The following is a 19,474-nucleotide window of genomic DNA, read 5'->3' on the forward strand; positions in this document are numbered from 1 at the left end:
GAGGCGTGGAGGAGCGCTGGGTCGCGGCGGACGACCCCGTCCTCCGGCCCCTGCTCGAGGACCTCGCCCGCGACTACGACGCCCGCTACGGGCCGACGAACGGCGTGCCGTCGTCCGCGGAGCTGACGCGCTACCCGCCCGAGGCCTTCGCCGCGGAGCGCGGCGGGGCGTTCCTCGCGGTGCTCGACGACGGGGTGCTCGTGGCCGGCGGGGCGCTGAAGCGCGGCGGCACCGGACCGGACGGGCGACCGCTCGCCGAGGTGAAGCGCATGTGGTCGCACCCGGAGCGGCGTCGGCTCGGGCTGGCCGGCCGGGTGCTCGCCCTGCTCGAGCAGCGGGCGGCGGAGCTCGGCTACACCGGCCTCGAGCTCACGACCGGGGCGCGGCAGCCGGAGGCGGTCGCCCTCTACCTGCGGCACGGCTGGACGCCGGACTTCGACCCGACGGCGCCGCAGGACGAGGCCGCCTACCTCCGGTTCACGAAGCCCGCGCCGCGCGGCTGACGGGCGCGGAGCGCCGACGATCCCGGGCGCCATCCGACGAAGCGGGCGTGCGAGGACGCCCGTCCTGTCGTATCACGCCCGTCGAGCGGGGCGGACGGATCAGACCCCGGCGAGGACGTCCGCGGCGCCGCGGACGAGCTCCTCCGCGCCGCCCCCGTGCTCGACGACCCGCGCGAGGGCGGCGATGAGGGGACCGGTCCCGGCGCCGAGGCGCAGGTCCGCGCCGCGGAGCAGCGACGCCGCGTGCAGCGCCTCGATCGCCAGCAGGTCGGCCGCCGCGTCGATCGCGTCGTGCGTCGTCCTGGCCGCGGTCCAGCCCCACGTCGCGTAGTCCTCGACCTCCGACAGCACGACGTCGTCGAGGCTCACCGGAGCGGCGAGCCGGCGCAGGTCGTTCAACCGCTCGGCACCCGTGTACGCGAGCAGGCCGGGGATGCCCGCCCGGCCCTCGGCCCGCAGCGGGCGGGCCAGCGCCGAGAGGACCGCGGTCCGGCGCGCCGAGAGCCGGCCCACGTGCGTGAGGGCGACCCGCACGGCCTCCAGCCCGATCACGAGGTCGGGCGAGGCGAAGTTGCCGTTCGGGACCACGGTCCGGGTCTCGACGTCGATGAGCGGGTTCTCCGGGCGCACGAGGAGCGCGTCGTCGGTCGCGTCGACCAGGTCCTCGGCGCGCTCGGCGAGGGCGCCGTGGACCTGCGGCGCGCACCGGAACGAGAGCTCGTCCTGCGTCCGCCGCTCCGCGGCGTCGTGGAGGAAGGAGCCCTGCAGCAGCTCGCGGACCGTCATCGCCGAGCGCCACGCCCCGCCGCCCTCGACGTCCGCGAACACGGTGGCCGAGTACGGCCCGAGGTCGCCCGAGGCGCGGTGCGCGGCCGCCGCCTCGAGCGCGAGTGCCACGGTCCGGTCCGCGACCTCCGCGAGCTCGTCCAGCCGCGGGCCCGCGAGCACGGCCGACCCGAGCGTGAACGTGTTCGTGTTGAGGAGCGACAGGGCCTCGTGCGTCTCGAGCTCGAGCGGCGTCAGGCCCGCGGCGGCGAGCGCCTCCGCGCCGGACGTCACCGCGCCGTCCTCGGTGAGGACGGCGCCCTCCCCGATCACCACCTGGGCGACGGCGGCGTTCAGCGCGAGGTCCGCCATCCCGACCGAGCCCCGATCGGGGACGAACGGCACGACGCCCGTCGTCAGCAGGCCGACGAGCGCGTCGGCGACCTCGGCGCGCACCCCGCTGCCGCCGAGGGCGAACTGCGCGAGGCGCACGGTCATCGCCGCGCGGACGACCAGCGGGTCGACCGCGTCGCCGATCGCGCCGGCGTGGTTGCGGATCACCTGCAGCTGGAACGCGGCCTGCTCGTCGACGGCGTCGTCCGCGCCCGCGCCGAGGCGCCGGGTGCTCCCGTACACGGCGTCGCCGCGCTCGACCGCCTCGAGGAGGACGGCGCGCGACACGGCGATCCGCGCCCGGGCGGCGGCGCCGATCCGCACGTCCGCGCCCGCGGCGACCGCGAGCACGTCCTCCGCCGTCAGCGGCTCCGTCGCGATCGTCAGCGGACGGGGCGATCCCGCCCGCGCCATCAGCGCGCAGCCAGGTTGCCGCGCAGCGTGGTCGCCGGCAGCTCGCGCTGCAGCAGGCCGGCGGCGCGGAGGGCGGGGACGAGCGGGTCGAGGGTCCGGTGCACGTGAGCAGGATGCACCTGCCCCGTGAAGAGGAACCCGTCCGCGCCGCTGCCTTCGGCGAGCTCGCCGAGCCGGTCGGTGATCTCCGTCGGCGTGCCGACGATCGCGAGGCCGTCGGCCTTCGCCCGTGCGGCGAGCACCTCCCGCAGCGTCGCACCGGCGGGCGCGCTCTTCACGAAGTTCTCGAGCGTGCCCCGGTTGCTGTTCGTCTCGAACGACGGGAGCGGCTCGTCGAGGTCGAACGCGGCGAAGTCGACGTTCGTGAGGTACGAGATCGACTGCAGCTGCTCGTCGATCGCGGCCTGCGTCAGCGCGGAGCGGGCGGCGCGCACGGACGCGGTCTCCGCCGCGTTGGCCGTCGGGATCGGGTTGACGACGAAGAGCACCGTGATCGCGTCCGGGTCGCGTCCCGCGTCCGCGGCGGCCTGCCGCACCTGGTCGCGGTGCGCCTTCATCCGCTCGGGCGTGGACGCGAGCGCGAGCACGACGTCGGAGTGCTTCCCCGCGAAGGCCTGCCCGCGGCCGGAGGCGCCGGCCTGGATCATGACCGGCTCCTCCTCGGGCGGGAGGGCGTTCAGCGGCCCGCGGACGCGGAAGAAGCGCCCCTCGTGGTCGATGGTGTGCACCTTGGTGAAGTCGGCGTAGACGCCGTGCGCGACGTCCTCCACCACGGCGCCCGGCTCCCAGCTGCGCCAGAGCTTCCGCACGACGTCGATCCACTCGTCCGCGCGGTCGTAGCGGAGGTCGTGCTCGGTCTGCTTGTCGAGCCCGTAGTTCTGCGCCGCGAGGTCGGAGCCGGAGGTGACGACGTTGAAGCCGAGGCGGCCGTGCGCGAAGTGCTGCAGCGTCGCGAGGAGCCGGGCCGCGGTGTACGGCTCCCAGAAGCTCGCGGAGATCGTCGGGACGATCCCGATCCGCTCTGTCGCGCCGAGCAGGTACGGCACGAGCGGGAAGGGGTCGTGCTTCGGGACGAAGCGGGCGGCCGCGAGGTTGACCTCCGACGTGCGGCGGTACGTGTCCGGCACGGCGACGCCGTCCTCGATGATCAGCACGTCGAGGGCCGCCCCCTCGAACGCGCGCACGGCGTCCTGGTAGACGGCGGGCTGCTTCCAGTCGTACCCGACGCCGTAGGTCGGGTCGCCCCAGCCCTGGACGCCGAAGCCGGCGCCGAGGAACCAGCCGAAGTGCACCGTCATCGGGCCAGCAGCCCGAGGTAGTTCGTCGCCGAGTCCGGCGCGATCGCGACGACCACGGCATCCGGGTCGAGGTCCGCGGCCACCTGGAGGGCGACGCCGACCGCCAGGCCGGAGGACGGGCCGACGAGGATCGCCTCCTCCGCCGCCAGGCGGGCGACGGTGTCGAACACGACCGCGTCCTCGATCGTGCGGATCTCGTGCGGCACGGACCGGTCCAGGTTCTTCGGCCAGTGGCTGCTCGGCCAGGTGGTCCCGACGCCCTCGACCCGGACCGGGCCGACCGCGCCGCCGCCGTAGGCCGACCCTTCCGGGTTCGCACCGATCACGCGGACGCGTCCGTCGGACACCTCGCGCAGGAACCGCCCCGCGCCGGAGATCGTGCCGCCGGTGCCGATGCCGGCGACGAGGTGCGTGATGGCGCCGCCCGTCTGCCGCCAGATCTCGGGGCCCGTGTACCGGTAGTGCGCGTCCGGGTTCGCCGGGTTGTCGTACTGCTGGCTGCGCCAGCCCCCGCGCTCGAGCGCGATCCGGTCGGCCACGGCGCGCGGGTTCCCCGGGTCCTCGGGTCCGGCGGTCCAGTCCGCCTCGACGAGCTCGGCGCCGTACAGGCGGAGGAGGGCGAGCTTCTCCGGCGACATCGCCCCGCCGTGCACGATCACGACCGGGTGACCGGTGACCCGGCCGACCAGCGCCAGGCCGATGCCGGTGTTGCCGGAGGTCGACTCGACGATCGGCGCGCCGGGCGGGAGCGCTCCGGTCGCCTCGGCGTGCCGGACGAGCGACAGGGCCGGCCGGTCCTTCGCGCTGCCGCCCGGGTTGCTGCCCTCGAGCTTCACGAGCACCTGGGCGCCGCCCTCCGGAGCGAGGCGGCGGAGCCGCACGACCGGGGTCTCGCCGATGAGGTCGAGGACCGAGTCGGCGACGCCCGGCAACGACGGCGGTGCGGAGACGGTGGAGGTGGTCATCCCCGGAACCGTACGTCGAGCGCCGCCCCGCCCGCGCGAGTGTGACGCGGTGTGGCACCGTCGCCCCGCCCCGTCCCGCCTCCGCTGGTCGAGGTGCTCAGCTCGCGCGGAGGCGCTCCAGCAGCGCGGCCTTCGGCAGGTTCGACGTCCCGGTCAGCCCGCGCTGCTTCGCCGCCGCGCGGAGGCGGAGCAGCGTCCAGGACTCGTTCGGCTCGTCGTCCGCGGGCTGCTCGGGCAGGGGCGGCGTCAGCTCGGACGGCGTCACGGTCGGCTCCGCGCCGGCGTCGGCGGACGCGAACACCGCGGCGGCCTCCGCGGCCTCGCCCTCGTGCGACGGCTCCTCCGGCGCGACCTCGGCCTCGGCGACGATCTCGTCGAGCTCCTCGGCGATCACCTCGGCCTCCGCCGCCGGGTCGATCGCGGGATCCGCCGCGAGCTCGGCTTCGATCACGGCCTCCTCGACCGTCGCGGCGACAGCGGCGTCGACGACCGCGTCCGCGACGACCTCCTCGAGCTCCTGCTCGTCGCGCTTCCGGAAGTCGGCGACCTGCTGCTCGAGCGCCTCGACCTTGCGCTCGGCGTCGGTGAGCTTCGCCTCGGTGGAGCGGAGCGCGAGCTGCAGCAGCTCCGCTTCGCTCGGCTTCGCCTTCGGTGCGGGCGCGCCCGCCGCGACGGCCTTCGCCTGCGCCTTGTCGGCGTCCTTCTGCGCCTTCGCCGCCACCTTGGCGGCCTTCTTCGCGTCGTCGACGAGGGCGGCGAGCTTCGCAGCGGCCTTGGCCTTGGCCTTCACCTCGGCCTTCTTGGCCTGGTCGGCCTGCTTCGCCTTCGCGTCCTTCTTCGACTTCTTCGACTTGGCCATGCGCGCTCCTGTCAGCTCCGGGTGAGGTCTCGGCGTGTCGCCGATCGCCACGCTAGCGACACGCGGTGAACGCGGCGCAGGGCGTCCGACCGCTCAGCGGAAGCGCATCGGAGCGGCTCGGGAAGGACTCGGCTCAGAACAGGAAGCCGTCGGGGAACGGGTCGGTCGCGTCCAGCACGTACTCGGCCCGTCCGGTGATCCACGCGCGGCCCGTGACCGTCGGCACGACGGCGGGCCGCCCGGCGACCGTCGTCTCGCCGACGAGGCGGCCGACGAACCGGCTTCCGATGAACGACTCGTTCACGAAGTCGGTGCCCAGCGGCAGCTCGCCGCGGGCGTGCAGCTCCGCCATCCGCGCCGAGGTGCCGGTGCCGCAGGGGGAGCGGTCGAACCAGCCGGGGAAGATCGCCATCGCGTGCCGCGAGAGCCGCGCGTCGGAGCCCGGGGCGATGAACTCGACGTGGTGGCAGTGGTCGACGCCGGCGATCTCGGGGTGGTGCGGCGGCGCCTGCTCGTTGATCGCGGCCATGATCGCGAGACCGGCCTCGACGATGTCCCGCTGGCGGCTCCGGTCGAACGGCAGCCCGACCGCGTCGAGGTCGACGAGCGCGTAGAAGTTGCCGCCGAACGCGAGGCTGTACGGCACCGTGCCGAGCCCGGGCACCTCGATCCGGGCGTCGAGCCGGTCGGTCCAGCTGGGCACGTTCTCGATGGTCACCGCGTCGGCGTGCCCGTCGGTGACGGCGACGCGGGCGACGACGAGCCCGGCGGGGGTGTCGAGGCGGATCGTCGTCACCGGCTCGACGACCTCCACGAGCCGTTCCTCCACGAGCACGGTCGCGACCCCGATCGTGCCGTGCCCGCACATGGGGAGGCAGCCGGACACCTCGATGTAGACGACGCCCCAGTCGCAGTCGTCGCGCGCCGGCGGCTGCAGGATCGCGCCGGACATGGCGGCGTGGCCGCGCGGCTCGTCCATGAGGAAGTGCCGGAGGTGGTCGAGGTGCGCCATGAAGTGGAGGCGCTTCTCGTTCATCGTCGATCCGGGGATCTCGCCGACGCCGTCGACGACCACGCGCGTCGGCATGCCCTCCGTGTGGGAGTCGATCGCGACGATCGAGCGGATCGGGATCACGCGGCGGGGGAGCGGAGGGAGGCGCCGGCCCGGAGGGCGCGCTCCGTGTCGCGGCGCACGACCGCGCGCTGCGCCTCCGTGAGCGGACCGCGCGGCGGCCGGGTCGGACCGCCGACGCTCTCGCCGGCGACGTCGATGGAGAACTTGATCGCCTGGACGAACTCCGTCTTCGAGTCCCACGCGAAGACCGGCGCCATCTCGGTGAACAGGTCGCGCGCCTCGGCGACCCGGTCGGCGCTGAGCAGCTCGTAGAGCCGCACGGCCTCGCGCGGGAACGCGTTCGGGTACCCGGCGAACCAGCCGGTGGCGCCCGCGACGAGCGCCTCGAAGAGCAGGTCGTCCGCGCCCGCGATGACGTCGATGTCGCAGAGGTCCTTGATCTCGCGGACCCGGCGGGCGTCGAGGGAGAACTCCTTCACCGCGACGACGTGGTCGAGCTCGTACAGCTCCGCGATCAGGTCGGGCGTCAGGTCGACCTTCGTGTCGATCGGGTTGTTGTACATCATGATCGGCAGGCCGACCTCGTCGACCTTCGCGTAGTGGTGCAGCACCTCGTCGCGGTTCGCCCGGTACAGCGTCGGGGGCAGCAGGAGCACGCCGTCCGCCCCGTCCTCCGCGGCCGCTTCGGCCCAGGCTCGGGCCTGGTGCCAGCCGACGCCGTGGACGCCCGCGACGACGAGCGCGCGGTCGCCGACGGCCTCGACCGCGGTCCGCACGACGCGGCGGCGCTCCTCGTCGGTGAGGGAGGAGTACTCGCCGAGCGACCCGTTCGGGCCGACTCCGCGGCAGCCGTTGTCGACGAGCCAGGCGCAGTGCTCCGCGTACCGCTCGTAGTCGACGGCGAGCCCCGCGGGCGCGTCGTCGTCGGGCCGGAAGGGGAGGGTCGTCGCGACGATGACGCCGCCGAGGTCGAGGGGCATGGGTCGGGGCTCCGATCGGTCGCGGTGTGCGCTCCGCCACATCCTCCCGGATGCGTCGCGTCCCGGGGGACGCGGACGGGGCGGCCAGGCAGGCTGGAGGACACTGGCGTCGTGGCTCTCGACATCCTGTTCCTCGGCGGCACCGGCGCCATCAGCACCGCGAGCGTCCGGCTCGCCGTCGAGCGCGGGCACCGCGTCACGGTGCTGAACCGCGGGCGCACCACCTCCCGCTCCGTGCCCGACGCGGTCGAGCACCTCGTCGGCGACGTGGCCGACCCGGCGAGCGTCGACGCCGCCGTCGCCGGCCGGGAGTTCGACGTCGTCGCGCAGTTCCGCGCGTTCACGACCGACACCGTGCAGGGCGACGTGGACCGCTTCCGCGGCCGGGTCGGCCAGTACGTCTTCATCTCGAGCGCCTCGGCGTACCAGAAGCCGCCCGCTGCGATCCCGGTCACCGAGTCGACGCCGCTGAAGAACCCGTTCTGGCAGTACTCGCGCGACAAGATCGCGTGCGAGGACCTGCTCGTGACCGAGGACCGCGAGCGCGACTTCCCGGTGACGATCGTGCGGCCGAGCCACACCTACGACGACGGCCTGCTGCCGACCATGGGCGGTTGGACCGACATCGCCCGCATGCGCGCCGGCAAGCCGGTGCTCGTGCACGGCGACGGCACGACCCCGTGGACGCTGACCCACAGCGACGACTTCGCCGTCGGGTTCGTCGGGCTCCTCGGCCGGCCGGAGGCGCTCGGCAACGCGTACACGATCACGGGGGAGTCGGCCCCGACCTGGAACCAGGTCTACACGTGGCTCGGCCGCGCGGCCGGCGTCGAACCGGAGCTCGTGCACCTCTCGAGCGAGCGGATCGCGAAGGAGGTGCCGGACCTCGGCCCCGGCCTCGTCGGCGACAAGGCCCACGCGATGCTCTTCGACACCACGAAGCTGCGGCGGCTCGTCCCCGAGTTCACGACGACGATCCCGTACGCGGAGGGCGCGCGCCGGCAGATCGCCTGGTACGACGCCCATCCGGAGGCGCAGGTCGTCGACGAGGAGCTCGACGCGACCTTCGACCGGCTCATCGCGCTGGCCTGACCCGGACGGCACCGCGCCGGATCGCGGAGCACGACAGCAGGAATTCCGGAGTCCTTCGGCAGGAACCGGGCGCTTCAGCAGGAACCGGAGGCGCGCTGCTTCCTGCCGACGCGCCTCCTTCCTGCTGTCGTGCTCGACCCGCCGGCCCGCTCGGCGGGCCCGTGCGCGCCCGCGCCTGCGTCCGCTCGCGATTCGATCTGTACATCTGTGGGATTCGTGGTTAATCTCACACGAACACAGATCGTCGGCATCGGAGCCGGCGCGAGGACGGATCCATGTACGCGACGGAGCGGCACGCCCGCATCATCGACGAGCTCGACGCGGCCGGCCGGGTGTCGGTCGCCTCGCTCTCGCGCGATCTCGACGTCACCGCCGAGACGATCCGCCGCGACCTCGACGCGCTCGAGGCGGCCGGCGCGCTGCGCCGGGTCCACGGCGGCGCGGTGCGGCGATCGAGCCTCGTCGAGCTGAACCTCGGCGAGCGCGAGCGGCGCAACACCCCCGCGAAGCGCGCCATCGCCGGGAAGGCGCTCGAGCTGCTGGTCCAGGCCGCACCGGCGGCGATCAGCGTCGACGCGGGCACGACGACCCGCGCCTTCGCGGACCTCCTCGCCGAGCACGTGCCGGCGGAGGGCCTGCTCGACGTCGTCACGCACGCCGTCCCCATCGTGCTGCGCCTCCAGGACAACCGCGCCCTCACCGTCCACGCGGTCGGCGGGGTCGTGCGCCCGGAGACCTCCGCCGCGGTCGGTCAGCCGGCGCTCGACGGGTTCGCGCGGATGCGCTGCGACCTCGCCTTCGTCGGCGCGAACGGTCTCTCGGGCGGGTTCGGCCTCTCGACCCCGGACGAGCGCGAGGCCGCCGTGAAGACGGCGATGGTCCGCGCCGCGCGCCGGACCGTGGCGCTCGTCGACTCGTCGAAGCACGACGAGGAGTCGTTCGTGCGCTTCGCCGAGCTCGCCGACGTCGACGTGCTCGTCACCGACCGCGAGCCCGGGCGCGAGCTCGCCGCCGCCCTCGACGCCGCCGGCGTCGAGGTCCTCGTCCCCTGACCCCCATCACCGACAGCGCACCGCTGCGCCGAACCGAAGGAGCCCCCCGATGCCGGCCCTGATCACCCGTGACCTCGTCATGCTCGACGCGGACCTCGGTCCCGACCGGAAGGACGTGATCCGCGCGCTCGCGACGTCGGTCGTCGACGCCGGTCGCGCGACCGAGGTCGAGTCCCTCTTCGCCGACGCCTGGGCGCGTGAGCAGAAGACGGACACGGGCCTCGGCGGCGGGATCGCGATCCCGCACTGCCGCTCCGCCTCGGTGACCGAGCCCACCCTCGCGTTCGCCCGCGTCGCACCGAAGGTCGACTTCGGCGGTTTCGACGGCCCCGCGGACATCGTCTTCATGATCGCCGCGCCGGCCGGCGGCGACGAGCTGCACCTCCAGCTCCTCGCCAAGCTCGCCCGCAGCCTCGTGGACGAGGACTTCGTCGCGGCCCTGCGGTCCGCGACGACCGCGGACGAGATCGTCGCACTCGTCGAGCGGGCCACCTCCGACGAGCAGGCCCCCGCCCCCGCGGCCGCCGCGGCCGCCGGCTCGTCGGACCTGCCGCTGCTCGTCGGTGTGACCTCCTGCGCCACGGGCATCGCGCACACCTACATGGCCGCCGACGCGCTGACGAACGCCGCGCGGAAGCTGGGCGCCGAGCTCCACATCGAGACGCAGGGCTCGGCCGGCATGACCCCGCTCGACCCGGCGCTCATCGCTCGCGCCGGCGCGGTCATCTTCGCGAACGACGTCGACGTGCGGGACCGTGGCCGGTTCGCCGGCAAGCCGGTCGTGCAGGCGCCCGTGAAGCGCGGCATCGACCACCCCGAGGACATGGTCCGGGAGGCGCTCGCCGCGGCGAAGGACCCGAACGCGCAGCGCGTGCAGGGCGCCGGCGCCGCGGCGCAGAGCACGGCCCGCGCGACGAGCCCGGGCGCGGAGATCAAGCGCATCCTGCTGACGGGCGTCAGCTACATGATCCCGTTCGTCGCGGGCGGTGGTCTGCTGATCGCGATCGGCTTCCTGCTCGCGGGCATCGGCTCGGGCATCTACGGCTATCAGGTGGTGCTGCCCGGCCCGGGGAACAGCACGGGCGGACTCGCGTACAACGACTGGGCGATCCAGAACTTCAGCCTGGCGAACCTCCCGCCGCAGGGCCTGCTGTTCTACCTCGGCGCCGCCGCGGCGAAGATCGGGCAGCTGAGCCTCGGCTTCCTCGTCCCCGCGCTGTCCGGGTACATCGCCTACGCGATCGCCGACCGACCGGGCATCGCGCCGGGCTTCGTCGTCGGGGCGGTCTCCGGCTACCTCGGCGCCGGCTTCATCGGCGGCATCGTCGGCGGCCTGCTCGCGGGCTACACGGCGAAGCTGATCGGCCGTCCCGCGGTGCCGCGCTGGCTGCGCGGCCTCATGCCGGTCGTGATCATCCCGCTGCTCGCGTCCATCGTCGCCTCCGGGCTCATGATCCTGGTCCTCGGCGGCCCGATCGCGGCGCTGACCAAGGGGCTGAACGAGGCGCTGACCGGGCTGTCCGGCGGGGCCGCGATCGTCCTCGGCGTCATCCTCGGCCTGATGATGTGCTTCGACCTCGGCGGTCCGATCAACAAGGTCGCCTACGCCTTCGCGGTCGCGGGCCTGGCGAGCGGCACGACGGCGAGCCTGCACATCATGGCGACGGTCATGGCGGCGGGCATGGTGCCGCCGATCGGCATGGCTTTCGCGTCCACGGTGCTGTACCGCAAGGGCTTCACGCAGGTGGAGCGCGAGAACGGCGCGGCGGCCTGGCTGCTCGGCGCCTCCTTCATCTCCGAGGGCGCCATCCCGTTCGCCGCCGCGGACCCGCTGCGCGTCATCCCGTCGAACCTCGTCGGCGGCGCGATCACCGGCGCGCTCACGATGGCGTTCGGCGTCACCAGCCGGGCGCCGCACGGCGGGATCTTCGTGTTCTTCGCGATCGACGACTTCTGGCTCTGGGCGCTGTCGATCCTGATCGGCGCGGCCGTCACCGGCTTCGTCCTCGTCGGGCTCAAGCGGTTCGTCGGCCCCCGGGCCCCGCGGACCGTGGAGGAGCCGGCGCTCGCGTCCTCCGCGCAGCCCGTCGCCGCCTGACCGGCAGCCGCACGACCGCGACCCCGGGGACGTCCCCGGGGTCGTGGTCGTTACGGTGGAGCCGTGACCGACCTGCCGCCCGGACCGCCGCCGGGCCCGCGGGACCCGGCTGACGGCTGGGTCGAGCTGCCGGACGGCCGCCGCTTCTGGGGCAGGGCCGGTGCGGCCGGCCTGCTCGTCGTCGCGCCCGACGGGGCCGTCCTGCTGCAGCACCGCGTCGGCTGGAGCCACTTCGGCGGCACGTGGGGGCTGCCCGGCGGCGCCCGGCACGTGGGGGAGTCCGCGCTCGCGGGCGCGCTCCGCGAGACGAACGAGGAGACCGGCATCGAGGTCGCGGCGCTGCGGCCGCGCTTCGCCGTCCGGCTGGACCTCGACGTCTGGAGCTACACCACGGTCGCGGCCGACGCGCCCTCCGCGCTCCCCGTCGCGGTCACGGACCGGGAGAGCACCGCGCTCGAGTGGGTGCCGGCCGACCGCGTCGCCGACCGCGACCTGCACCCGGGCTTCGGCGCCGCGTGGCCGCGGCTGCAGGAGGCGCTCCGCGAGCCCGCCCGGGTCCTGGTCGTCGACGTCGCGAACGTCATGGGGAGCCGGCCGGACGGCTGGTGGAAGGACCGCGCCGGCGCCGCCGGGCGCCTGCTCGCATCCTTGTCCGTCCTCGCCGTCGTGGGGATCCCGGAGGAGTCGGGGCCCGGCCCGCTGCCCGTCGTGCGCCGCTGGCCGCGCGTGGTCGCCGTGCTCGAGGGCGCGGCGCGGGCCGCCGCCGACGAGGACGGCCTCGTCGTCGTCCGCGCGGCCGGCTCCGGCGACGACGAGGTCGTCGCGCAGGCGGAGGCCGCCGCCGGTGCCCCGGTGACGGTCGTCACCGCGGACCGCGGCCTCGCGGAGCGCGTGCGGGCCGTCGGCTCCGACGTGCTGGGGCCCGGGCGGCTCCTCGACCTGCTCTGAGCGTCGCGTCGATCCGCGAGCCGACCGGTCAGGCCGGCTGCTCGGCGCCGATCCGCCAGCCCGCGAGACGGGCGACCTGCGCGTCCGGGTCCGACTCCAGCTCCCGCACGCGCTCGTCCGGCAGCAGGGGGTTCAGCACTGCCCAGCAGCGGACGCGGGCGTCCCGGTCGTGGCTGAGCACGGCGACGAGGGCGGCGTCCGTCGCCTCGTTCTTCGCCACCTCGCCGCGCACGCCGGCGTCGCGGTCGCCCGCGAGCGCGACCAGCAGGTCGTGCGGCGCGTGCCGGTTCGACGCGACGCTCTGCCGGATGGAGGGCCGGCCGTGCTCCGCGAGCAGCCGGAGCCGCGCGATCTTGCTCTCCGTGACCGGGGGCGAGAGGTGCAGGATCGCCTGGTCCCCGGCGGCGAGCGCGGCCGCGTCGTGCCGCATCGCCGCGCGCTGCGCGGACGTGTTGAACCGGATGCAGGACATGGCGCAACGGTATCGGCGGTCGCCGACAGCGGCCCCGGACGCCGTGCGACGGGGGGCGGCGGCGGGCCCTCCCGGTCCGCTACCCTGGACCGCCATGAGGAGGTCGCCGGATGTCGGATGAGCGCGATGGTCGCCCCCGCAGGCGACGGGAGGAGCCGTCGAGCGGTCCGGAGACGACCGCCTCGTTCGGATACGAGTTCGGATCCCGGCTCGCCGAGCTGACCGGGTCCTCCGCGGAGGAGCAGGCGGCGGTCAGCGCGCTGCCGAGCGGGTCGGCGCTGCTCGTCGTCCGCCGCGGACCGAACATCGGTGCCCGCTTCCTCCTCGACCAGGACGAGACGACCGCGGGCCGCCATCCGTCCGCGGACATCTTCCTCGACGACGTCACCGTCTCCCGGCGGCACGCGCAGTTCCTCCGGCACGGCACCGCGTTCGAGGTCAAGGACCTCGGCAGCCTGAACGGCACGTTCTTCGACGGCGTCCGGATCGAGACGGCCCTGCTGTCCGACGGCGCCGAGGTGCAGATCGGCAAGTTCCGGCTCACCTTCTACGCGTCGCGACTCGACCTCGCGGGGATCGCCGCGCGATGAGCACCGCGCTTCCGGCCCGTCGGGAGCCGTCCACCGCCACCGGGTCGATCTCCATCGGCCAGGTGCTCGCGAAGCTCGAGCCGGACTTCCCGGAGCTGTCGCCGTCGAAGCTCCGGTTCCTCGAGGACCGGGGCCTCATCCACCCGGCGCGGACCGCCTCCGGGTACCGCAACTTCTCCGAGTCGGACATCGCGCGGATCAAGCTCGTGCTGCTCATGCAGCGCGATCACTACCTGCCGCTCAAGGTGATCCGGAAGTACCTGGCCGACCTCGACGCCGGCCGCAACCCGGAGTGGCCGGGCACGCAGACCGGCGCGATCACCATCCTCGGCGCCGAGCACCGCTGGACGCGCGACGAGCTGCTCGCGGAGGCCGACGCCGCGTCCGACCTCCTCGCCGAGGCGGTCGCCGCCGGGCTCATGCGGGCCGTCGACGTCTACGGGGACGACGACGTCGCGACCATGAAGGCGCTCGTCGACCTGCGCAGCGCCGGCATCGAGCCGCGGCACCTCCGCGCCATGCGGGTCGCGGTCGAGCGGGAGCTCGAGCTCGTCGCGAACGCCCTCCTGCCGCTCCGCCGCCGCGCCGACGCGGCGAGCCGACAGCGGGCGGACGAGCGCGCGAACGAGCTCGCCGGGGACATCGAGGCCGTCCGCGCATCGCTCGTGCGACGCACCCTCGAGAAGCACGTCTCCTGATCCCGGTGCCCGCGGATCGGCGCGACACGCCGGAATCCCGAACCCGGATGTCGTTGCCCGGGTCACCCGCGGTCTGTAGCGTGACCCGAAGAACGCGCCTCTGCTGCCCGCAGGGACCGCGTGGGGGGTGGAAGGCAGTCCAAATTGACTGAGGTGAATCGGAGCGAAGACCGATACGACCTCGGCTTGCTGTTCACGGACGGCATGCCGGAGTTGGACGACTCGGCAGGGTACCGCGGTGTCATCGCCGCGCGCGCTGCGGGGATCACGTATCGGCAGCTCGACTACTGGGCCCGGACCGGGCTCGTGGAGCCGACGATCCGCGGCGCGGCCGGCAGCGGCTCGCAGCGGTTGTACGGGTTCCGCGACATCCTGGTGCTCAAGCTCGTCAAACGGCTGCTGGACACCGGCATCTCGCTGCAGCAGATCCGCACGGCGGTCGAGCAGCTCCGTGATTGGGGGATCACGGATCTTGCGCAGACCACGCTGATGTCGGACGGCGCGAGCGTGTACCTGTGCACGTCCAAGGAGGAGGTCTTCGACGTCCTCCAGCGCGGTCAGGGCGTCTTCGGCATCGCGGTGAGCAAGGTGCTCACCGACGTGCAGTCGGACCTCGTGCAGCTCGAGTCCGAGCAGGCGGACCCGATGGACGAGCTCTCCCTCCGCCGCGCCAAGCGCGCGGGCTAGGAACTTCGCACGAGGGCCCGGGGCGATACCGCTCCGGGCCTTCGGTGCGCCCGCACCGGCTTCGAGCACGGCATGGTGAGCACGTCGGCAGGCTGATCTCTGTTCCGCAGGCTGCGGAGGTCGATCTCGGCCTGCGGAAGTGCATCCGGCCTGTCGGGCTGCTCGTCCGGCCTGTCGGAGTGCGCGCGCGGCTCGAGGCCGAGGCGGCTCAGGCCGAGCGGCCGGCCGGCAGCTGCGTCGGGATCTCGGACGTGGCGAACTCGCCGACGCGTCCGGTGCGCAGCACGCGCTCGAGGAGCTGATCGAACATCCGCGCGAGCTCCTGCGCGCTCTCGCCGGGCCACACGTGGAGCGGCTTGGCGGCGCCCTGCGCCTGCTGCAGCGAGGTGCGCTCCGGCAGCTGCGGGCTGAGCACGAGCGGCCCGAACATGTCGCGCAGCTCCTTGATGCGGAACTGGTGCTCGAGGCTCTGCATGCGGGCGCGGTTGACGATGATCCCGAGCGGCTGCAGCCGCGGGGAGAGACCGCGGCGGATCTCCTCGATCGCCCGCAGCGCGCGGTCGGCGGCCGCGACGGAGAACAGCCCGGGCTCGGTGACGACGGAGACCCGGTCGGACGCGGCCCACGCGGTGCGGGTGAGCGCGTTCAACGACGGGGCGCAGTCGACGAGGACCAGCTCGTACTCGGCCTCGACGTGCGCGAGCGCCTCCTCGAGCTTCCAGATGTCCCGGACGGACGGGTGCGGCCCGTCGAAGTTGATGGCGGCGGGCGAGCCGACCATGACGTCGACGACCCCGCCTCGGCCGCGCGTCCAGCCCGACGGCGTGATGGCCGCGCGGACCACCTTCTCCTTCGGGCTCGCGAGCACGTCGGCGACGTTGACGGCCGCGACCGGCACGTCCATGCCGGTCGAGACGTCGGCCTGCGGGTCGAGGTCGACCACGAGCGTCGAGACGCCCCGGGCGAACGCCGCGGAGGCGAGTCCGAGCGTCACCGTGGTCTTCCCGACCCCGCCCTTCAGCGAGGAGACGCTCAGCACATGCACGACCAGTAGGTTAGCCGGGATGCCCCCACGGGCCGGGGAAGCGCCGCGCCCATGACGCAGGGAGAACGGCGATGTTCCAGAAGATCCTGGTCGCGAACCGGGGCGAGATCGCGATCAGGGCCTTCCGCGCGGCGTACGAGCTCGGCGCCCGCACCGTCGCCGTCTTCCCGTACGAGGACCGCGAGTCGCTGCACCGGCAGAAGGCCGACGAGTCGTACCAGATCGGGGAGCCCGGCCACCCGGTCCGCGCCTACCTCGACGTCGCGGAGATCATCCGGGTCGCGAAGCTCGCGGGCGCGGACGCGGTCTACCCGGGCTACGGGTTCCTGTCCGAGAACCCGGAGCTCGCGGAGGCGTGCGAGCGCGAGGGCATCGCCTTCATCGGGCCGCCCGCCCGCGTGCTGCGGAGCGCCGGCAACAAGGTGACGGCGAAGGAGCAGGCGATCGCCGCCGGTGTGCCGGTCCTGAAGTCGTCGAGGCCGAGCAGGGACCTCGACGAGCTGCTCGATGCAGCCGACGCGATCGGCTTCCCGGTCTTCGCGAAGGCGGTCGCGGGCGGCGGCGGCCGCGGGATGCGGCGTGTCGAGACGAAGGCGGAGCTGCGGGAGGCCCTCGAGGCCGCGATGCGGGAGGCGGACAGCGCGTTCGGCGACCCGACGATGTTCCTCGAGCAGGCGGTGCTGCGGCCCCGGCACATCGAGGTGCAGATCCTCGCCGACGGCGCCGGGACGACCCTCCACCTGTTCGAACGCGACTGCTCCGTGCAGCGCCGCCACCAGAAGGTCGTGGAGATCGCGCCGGCGCCGAACCTCGACCAGTCGATCCGCGACGCCCTGTACCGCGACGCCGTCGCGTTCGCCCGATCGATCGGGTACGTGAACGCCGGGACGGTCGAGTTCCTCGTCGACACGGCGGGGGAGCGGGCGGGCGAGCACGTGTTCATCGAGATGAACCCCCGGATCCAGGTCGAGCACACGGTCACGGAGGAGATCACCGACGTCGACCTCGTCGGCTCGCAGATGCGCATCGCGGCCGGCGAGACGATGGCCGACCTCGGGCTGACGCAGGAGGGCCTGCAGATCCGCGGCGCCGCGCTGCAGTGCCGCATCACGACGGAGGACCCGACGCAGGGCTTCCGCCCGGACACCGGCCGGATCACGACGTACCGGTCGCCCGGCGGCGCGGGCGTCCGACTCGACGGCGGCACCATCAACCCCGGCGCGCAGATCAGCCCGCACTTCGACTCGATGCTCGCGAAGCTCACCTGCCGCGGACGGGACTTCGCCGCGGCGGTGGCGCGGGAGAAGCGCGCGCTGGCCGAGTTCCGGATCCGCGGCGTCGCGACGAACATCCCGTTCCTCCAGGCGCTGCTCGACGACCCGGCGTTCGTCGCCGGGGACCTCTCGACCGGGTTCATCGAGGAGCGCCCGCACCTCGTGCGGCAGCGTCCCAGCCGCGACCGGGCGACGAAGATCCTGAACTGGCTCGCGGACGTCAGGGTGAACCAGCCGAACGGCCCGATGCCCCCGGGGCCGCGGCCCGCGGACAAGCTGCCCGCCGTCGACCCGGCGACGCCGGCGCCCGCCGGATCGAAGCAGCGGCTCGACGCGCTCGGCCCCGCGGGCTGGGCGAAGGCGCTGCGGGAGCAGACCGCCCTCGCGGTGACCGAGACGACGTTCCGGGACGCCCACCAGTCGCTGCTGGCGACGCGGGTCCGCACGCGCGACCTGGTCGCCGCCGGCCCCGCGCTCGCACGGCTCACGCCCCAGCTGCTCAGCGTCGAGGCGTGGGGCGGCGCGACGTACGACGTCGCCCTCCGCTTCCTCGGGGAGGACCCGTGGGAGCGCCTCGCCGCGCTGCGGGAGGCGATCCCGAACGTCGCGATCCAGATGCTGCTCCGCGGCCGCAACACCGTCGGCTACACGCCGTACCTGACCGCGGTGACCGACGCCTTCGTCGCGGAGGCGGCCGCGACCGGGGTGGACGTCTTCCGCATCTTCGACGCCCTGAACGACGTCGAGCAGATCCGACCCGCCGTCGACGCCGTGCTCGCGACGGGCACCGCGGTCGCCGAGACGGCCGTCTGCTACACGGCCGATCTGCTCGACCCGGCCGAGACGCTCTACACGCTCGACTACTACCTCCGTCTCGCGGAGCGCATGGTCGCCGCCGGTGCGCACGTGCTCGCGGTCAAGGACATGGCGGGCCTCCTCCGGCCGCGGGCCGCGGCGAAGCTCGTCGAGGCGTTCCGGCGCGAGTTCGACCTGCCGGTGCACGTCCACACCCACGACACCGCGGGCGGGCAGCTCGCCACGCTGCTCGCCGCCAGCGACGCCGGCGCGGACGCCGTCGACGTCGCCTCCGCCCCGATGGCGGGCACGACGAGTCAGCCCTCCTTCTCGGCCCTGGTCGCCGCCCTCGCGCACACGGAGCGCGACACCGGCATCCCGCTCGCCGCGGTGACCGACCTCGAGCCGTACTGGGAGGCCGTCCGGGCGCTCTACCGGCCGTTCGAGTCCGGGCTGCCCGGCCCCACCGGTCGGGTCTACCGGCACGAGATCCCCGGCGGCCAGCTGTCGAACCTCCGGCAGCAGGCGATCGCGCTCGGGCTCGCCGACCGCTTCGAGACCATCGAGGACCTGTACGCGGCGAGCAACGACATCCTCGGGCGCATCCCGAAGGTGACGCCCTCGTCCAAGGTCGTCGGCGACCTCGCGCTCCAGCTCGCGGCCACCGACGCCGACCCGCACGACTTCGCCGAGCACCCGGAGCGGTACGACATCCCGGAGTCGGTCGTCGGCTTCATGGCCGGGGAGCTCGGCGACCTGCCCGGCGGCTGGCCCGAGCCGTTCCGCTCGAAGGTGCTCGCGGGCCGCACCGTGCGCGTCGGGACCACGGAGCTCACCGCCGCCGACCGGGAGGCGCTCGGGGCCGATGCCGCCACGCGGCGGGCCGCGCTCAACCGCCTCCTCTTCCCCGGGCCGACGAAGCAGTTCGGGGAGCTGCACGACCTGTTCGGCGACCTCTCCGTGCTCGACACCGCGGACTACCTCTACGGGCTGCGGCCCGGCGCCGAGCACGCCGTCGCCATCCAGCGCGGCGTCGAGCTGTTCATCGGGCTGGAGGCGATCGGCGAGCCCGACGAGAAGGGCGTCCGCACGGTGATGACCACGCTGAACGGCCAGCTGCGGCCGGTCTACGTGCGCGACCGGAGCATCGCCGTGACCACCGCGTCGGCGGAGAAGGCGGACCCGAACAGGGCCGGGCAGGTCGCCGCGCCCTTCGCGGGCGTCGTCACGCTCAAGGTGCAGCAGGGGGCGGCGGTGGCGGTCGGCGACACGATCGCGACGATCGAGGCGATGAAGATGGAGGCGGCGATCACGACGCCCGTCGCGGGCGTCGTCCGCCGGCTCGCGGTGCACGGCACCGCGCAGGTCGAGGCGCAGGACCTGCTGGTCGTCGTCGAGTAGCCCGCCTCCGTCCCCGCCGCTCAGGGGCGTCGCGGGCCCGGTCGCCGGGTCCCCGGGGCGTCGATCGCAC

The 19,474-nt window shown here is 74.1% G+C and carries 17 protein-coding genes; 9 read left to right on the top strand and 8 right to left on the bottom strand.

What is annotated here, in order from left to right:
- Positions 1-5 precede the first annotated feature (5 nt).
- Positions 6-503: a GNAT family N-acetyltransferase gene (locus tag CLV52_RS09485; protein ID WP_133766115.1), complete on the top strand. Its 498-nt coding sequence runs from the start codon at positions 6-8 to the stop codon at positions 501-503.
- A gap of 99 nt (positions 504-602) precedes the next feature.
- Here the strand turns inward: CLV52_RS09485 and CLV52_RS09490 are convergent, their stop codons facing one another.
- The 6 genes from CLV52_RS09490 to CLV52_RS09515 form a co-directional block, all read right to left on the bottom strand.
- Entirely contained in the window at positions 603-2,075 is a 1,473-nt protein-coding gene (locus tag CLV52_RS09490; protein WP_133766116.1) for an aromatic amino acid lyase, read from the bottom strand.
- Entirely contained in the window at positions 2,075-3,373 is a 1,299-nt protein-coding gene (locus CLV52_RS09495) for an NtaA/DmoA family FMN-dependent monooxygenase (RefSeq protein ID WP_133766117.1), read from the bottom strand. Before CLV52_RS09495 ends, CLV52_RS09490 begins: the two co-directional genes overlap by 1 nt.
- Positions 3,370-4,338: a PLP-dependent cysteine synthase family protein gene (locus CLV52_RS09500; RefSeq protein ID WP_133766118.1), complete on the bottom strand. Its 969-nt coding sequence runs from the start codon at positions 4,336-4,338 to the stop codon at positions 3,370-3,372. The genes CLV52_RS09495 and CLV52_RS09500 overlap by 4 nt, the downstream gene beginning before the upstream one ends.
- 97 nt (positions 4,339-4,435) lie before the next feature.
- Positions 4,436-5,197 carry a hypothetical protein gene (locus CLV52_RS09505; RefSeq protein WP_133766119.1) on the bottom strand — a complete coding sequence of 254 codons (762 nt, stop codon included), beginning with the start codon at positions 5,195-5,197 and terminating at the stop codon, positions 4,436-4,438.
- 133 nt (positions 5,198-5,330) lie between these two features.
- Entirely contained in the window at positions 5,331-6,332 is a 1,002-nt protein-coding gene (locus CLV52_RS09510) for a proline racemase family protein (RefSeq protein WP_133766120.1), read from the bottom strand.
- Positions 6,329-7,252 carry a dihydrodipicolinate synthase family protein gene (locus CLV52_RS09515; RefSeq protein ID WP_133766121.1) on the bottom strand — a complete coding sequence of 308 codons (924 nt, stop codon included), beginning with the start codon at positions 7,250-7,252 and terminating at the stop codon, positions 6,329-6,331. The genes CLV52_RS09510 and CLV52_RS09515 overlap by 4 nt, the downstream gene beginning before the upstream one ends.
- A 111-nt stretch (positions 7,253-7,363) precedes the next feature.
- On the opposite strand from CLV52_RS09515, the gene CLV52_RS09520 reads away from it, so the two are divergent.
- The 4 genes from CLV52_RS09520 (at position 7,364) to CLV52_RS09535 (ending at position 12,442) form a co-directional block, all read left to right on the top strand.
- A complete protein-coding gene (locus CLV52_RS09520) occupies positions 7,364-8,344 on the top strand; it encodes an NAD-dependent epimerase/dehydratase family protein (protein WP_246018057.1) in 981 nt (326 codons plus the stop codon).
- A 275-nt stretch (positions 8,345-8,619) separates the two neighbouring features.
- A complete protein-coding gene (locus CLV52_RS09525; RefSeq protein ID WP_133766122.1) occupies positions 8,620-9,396 on the top strand; it encodes a DeoR/GlpR family DNA-binding transcription regulator in 777 nt (258 codons plus the stop codon).
- Positions 9,397-9,445: 49 nt separating this feature from the next.
- Complete coding sequence (locus CLV52_RS09530; RefSeq protein WP_133766123.1) at positions 9,446-11,494, top strand: PTS fructose transporter subunit IIABC; 2,049 nt, start codon at positions 9,446-9,448, stop codon at positions 11,492-11,494.
- A gap of 63 nt (positions 11,495-11,557) precedes the next feature.
- Entirely contained in the window at positions 11,558-12,442 is an 885-nt protein-coding gene (locus CLV52_RS09535) for an NUDIX domain-containing protein (RefSeq protein WP_133766124.1), read from the top strand.
- Positions 12,443-12,470: 28 nt separating this feature from the next.
- On the opposite strand, the gene CLV52_RS09540 is transcribed toward CLV52_RS09535, so the two are convergent.
- A complete protein-coding gene (locus CLV52_RS09540; protein ID WP_133766125.1) occupies positions 12,471-12,914 on the bottom strand; it encodes a hypothetical protein in 444 nt (147 codons plus the stop codon).
- A 110-nt stretch (positions 12,915-13,024) separates the two neighbouring features.
- Here CLV52_RS09540 and CLV52_RS09545 point away from each other — a divergent pair, with 110 nt between their 5' ends.
- The 3 genes from CLV52_RS09545 (at position 13,025) to CLV52_RS09555 (ending at position 14,889) form a co-directional block, all read left to right on the top strand.
- On the top strand, positions 13,025-13,504 hold the full coding sequence (locus tag CLV52_RS09545) for an FHA domain-containing protein (RefSeq protein WP_133766126.1): 480 nt from the start codon (positions 13,025-13,027) through the stop codon (positions 13,502-13,504).
- Positions 13,501-14,202, top strand: a complete 702-nt coding sequence (gene ftsR, locus CLV52_RS09550; protein ID WP_133766127.1) for a transcriptional regulator FtsR — start codon at positions 13,501-13,503, stop codon at positions 14,200-14,202. Before CLV52_RS09545 ends, ftsR begins: the two co-directional genes overlap by 4 nt.
- 204 nt (positions 14,203-14,406) lie before the next feature.
- The gene (locus CLV52_RS09555; protein WP_211342689.1) at positions 14,407-14,889 is read left to right on the top strand and encodes a MerR family transcriptional regulator; all 483 of its coding nucleotides are present in this window, start codon (positions 14,407-14,409) and stop codon (positions 14,887-14,889) included.
- A gap of 208 nt (positions 14,890-15,097) precedes the next feature.
- On the opposite strand, the gene CLV52_RS09560 is transcribed toward CLV52_RS09555, so the two are convergent.
- Positions 15,098-15,934, bottom strand: a complete 837-nt coding sequence (locus tag CLV52_RS09560) for a ParA family protein (protein ID WP_133766129.1) — start codon at positions 15,932-15,934, stop codon at positions 15,098-15,100.
- A gap of 71 nt (positions 15,935-16,005) precedes the next feature.
- On the opposite strand from CLV52_RS09560, the gene CLV52_RS09565 reads away from it, so the two are divergent.
- On the top strand, positions 16,006-19,404 hold the full coding sequence (locus CLV52_RS09565) for a pyruvate carboxylase (RefSeq protein WP_133766130.1): 3,399 nt from the start codon (positions 16,006-16,008) through the stop codon (positions 19,402-19,404).
- The last annotated feature ends 70 nt before the right edge of the window (positions 19,405-19,474 follow it).

Origin of the sequence: Amnibacterium kyonggiense (assembly GCF_004364555.1) — a bacterium.
GTDB lineage: Bacteria > Actinomycetota > Actinomycetes > Actinomycetales > Microbacteriaceae > Amnibacterium > Amnibacterium kyonggiense.